The sequence below is a fragment of the Mesobacillus boroniphilus JCM 21738 genome (genome assembly GCF_000517385.1).
Taxonomy (GTDB): Bacteria; Bacillota; Bacilli; order Bacillales; family Cytobacillaceae; genus Mesobacillus; species Mesobacillus boroniphilus.
The window spans coordinates 1-2,653 of sequence record NZ_BAUW01000182.1; the positions used below are offsets into that span (position 1 = coordinate 1).

The 2,653-nt window shown below is 40.1% G+C and carries 1 protein-coding gene; it reads left to right on the top strand.

Annotation, left to right across the window (positions count from 1 at the left end):
• The first annotated feature begins 746 nt into the window (after positions 1 to 746).
• Positions 747 to 2,510 carry a group II intron reverse transcriptase/maturase gene (ltrA, locus tag JCM21738_RS21490; RefSeq protein ID WP_023613810.1) on the top strand — a complete coding sequence of 588 codons (1,764 nt, stop codon included), beginning with the start codon at positions 747 to 749 and terminating at the stop codon, positions 2,508 to 2,510.
• Positions 2,511 to 2,653 lie beyond the last annotated feature (143 nt).

Here is a 2,653-nt window from a genome sequence, read left to right on the forward strand (position 1 = left end):
GATGCAGCGCGACAAGTTTTGTCATAAGCGCAAATGTGTGAAACGACAAGGGATTTCTTTGGGAATCCTAACTTTATAACCGAGGATAGGAATGATAAAACCACGTATTTTGAAACTATCCCATTGATACTCCTGCATGCGTCATAATAGACAGATTATGGGGTCTGGAGCACAGGTGAAGTCGGCAGAACAAAGGCTGAAGCCATTCCCTCAGGAATAGGTATGCTAATGGATATGCCGGATGGCTGAAAAACTAGATATGGTGAGAATTTTCTTGTGAAAAAGAACAGACGAACTTCCGGAAGTACGGGTCTAAAGTTATGAGCAATAGGAAACTATTGTCCCATCTGACGATGGGGTGAGTGATGTGGAGTAAAAATTGCATCTCTGAAACACGTTATACCGAACAATGGCGGTATCCAGCTCACAGGCTTACAGGAAGCACCTAAGTTTAGAACGGATAGCTAGGTGATAAGGTACTTGGAAAGTAAGGGACGTTGCTCGAAGGGCTGTCACCCGAAACGGTTGCTATAAGTATTATCATGAAATGCATTTGTCCTTATGAGGGTAGGGGTACGACTGATGAAACCTCTGTAATGGAGGTGGAGGAACAGCCCCAAGTCTAGTGATAGTTAATAATTATTTTTCAAACGTGCATTGCACCGGTCGGGTAAGAATGTGGGAACATCACTTCATTAAGGAATGATGCCACAGTGCAAACTCTACGATACTGGGATTATTACAACATGACCGACACCTTTACAGACTTACATCAACGAGCCGAAAATAAAGAAAAATTCCATTATCTATACGACATCATCACGTCGAGGAACAACATCTTATTAGCGTATCGCACAATCAAGTCAAATAAAGGGTCGAAGACACCAGGTACAGATGGGAAAACCATCTTGGACATTGAAAATCTGACTGAGAACGAGTTAATTGAAGAAATACAAAAACAGCTCAAGAATTATCGCCCGAAGAAAGTAAGACGGAAACTAATAGAAAAAGATAATGGCAAAATGCGGCCTCTAGGCATTCCTTGTATACTCGATAGGATAATTCAACAATGTTTTAAACAAGTGTTGGAGCCTATTGCGGAAGCTCACTTTTACAATCATAATTACGGATTCAGACCTCTACGGTCTACTCACCATGCTATGGCAAGAGTTCAATTTCTCGTTAACCATTCAAAACTCCATTACGTTGTAGATATTGACATTAAAGGTTTTTTTGACAATATCAATCATACGTTGCTGGTAAAACAGCTATGGAATTTAGGCGTTAGAGACAGACAAGTAATTGCTTGTATATCTAAAATGTTGAAAGCGGAGATAGATGGCGAAGGAATCCCGACAAGAGGATCGCCGCAAGGCGGCTTACTTTCACCGTTACTTTCGAACGTTGTGCTAAATGAATTGGATCAATGGGTGGCGAATCAATGGGAACTATTCCCCCTTCACAAATCATTTAAGACTAGGGAAGGTGAACTTCTCGCTAAAAAGCGCACTCGCCTAAAAGAAGGTTATTTAGTCCGTTATGCTGATGACTTCAAAGTACTCTGTAGAGATTATAAAACGGCCGAGAGATGGTATCACGCAGTAAAGCTTTTTCTAAAAGAACGTCTAAAACTTGATATCTCACCAGAAAAATCAAAGATTATTAACCTACGTAAGCATGAATCTGTTTTCCTTGGCTTCACCATACGTGCAAACCGTAAAGGTAAAAAACGAGTAGCTCACACTTTTGTTCGAGCTGAGAAAATACAGAAAATAAAAGCTGAAGCAAAGAAACGAATCGAATTACTCCGTTCCTCACCAACAGCCCAAAATGCTTTACGTTTTAATAGTTTTGTCTTAGGGTTGCATAACTACTTTAATAGAGCAACACACGTCAACTTAGCGTTCTCACGTCTTGCCTACGAAATACGTGCAATGATGTACAATCGTCTTAAGCCTATCGGGAAATATGCACATCCATCAAATCCACCCCCAACTTATAAGAAATTTTATAGTGTTGGATTCAAGACTTTTGAAATTGCTGGTATTCATCTTTTTCCTCTCGCGAACGTACAGACCAAAAACGTAATTAGTTTCACACAAAGTCTAACCCCCTTCACGGTAGAAGGTCGTTCGCGAATTTATAAGAATTTGCACAAGAATATTAGGCAAGAATTAGCCTTTTTGATGGAATCAAACATCCCGTCACGCAGTGTTGAATATATGGATAATAGAATTAGCCGTTACAGTATGAAAAATGGAAACTGTGAAATCACAGGTTCATTTCTTCACGCACATGATGTGCACTGTCATCACTATGTTCCTTTACAGCTTGGTGGTAGCGACAAGTTTCACAACCTTCGCATCCTCCATAAAGATGTACATAAAATTATCCATATGACTGATACAGCTAAGATGAATACACTCATGAAAAATTTGGGCATCACAGAACCGATGCTGCAGAAAATTAATAAATATCGGGAAAAATGTGAATTAGAATATGTCAAATAACCCAAGTCAACAAGAGTAACTTGAAACTTATAATTAAGAAGACCATCGCTAGATGGACCGCGGAATGCTTGGAAACTGGCACGTTCCGTGCGGAGCAGGGGAAAAGCCGGAGATAACCTCAAACGCTTACCTATTGCTAACGG

Excerpts from the sequence above, each read along its gene's own strand:
- ltrA (WP_023613810.1), top strand. The coding sequence starts at position 747 with ATGACCGACACCTTTACAGACTTACATCAACGAGCCGAAAATAAAGAA.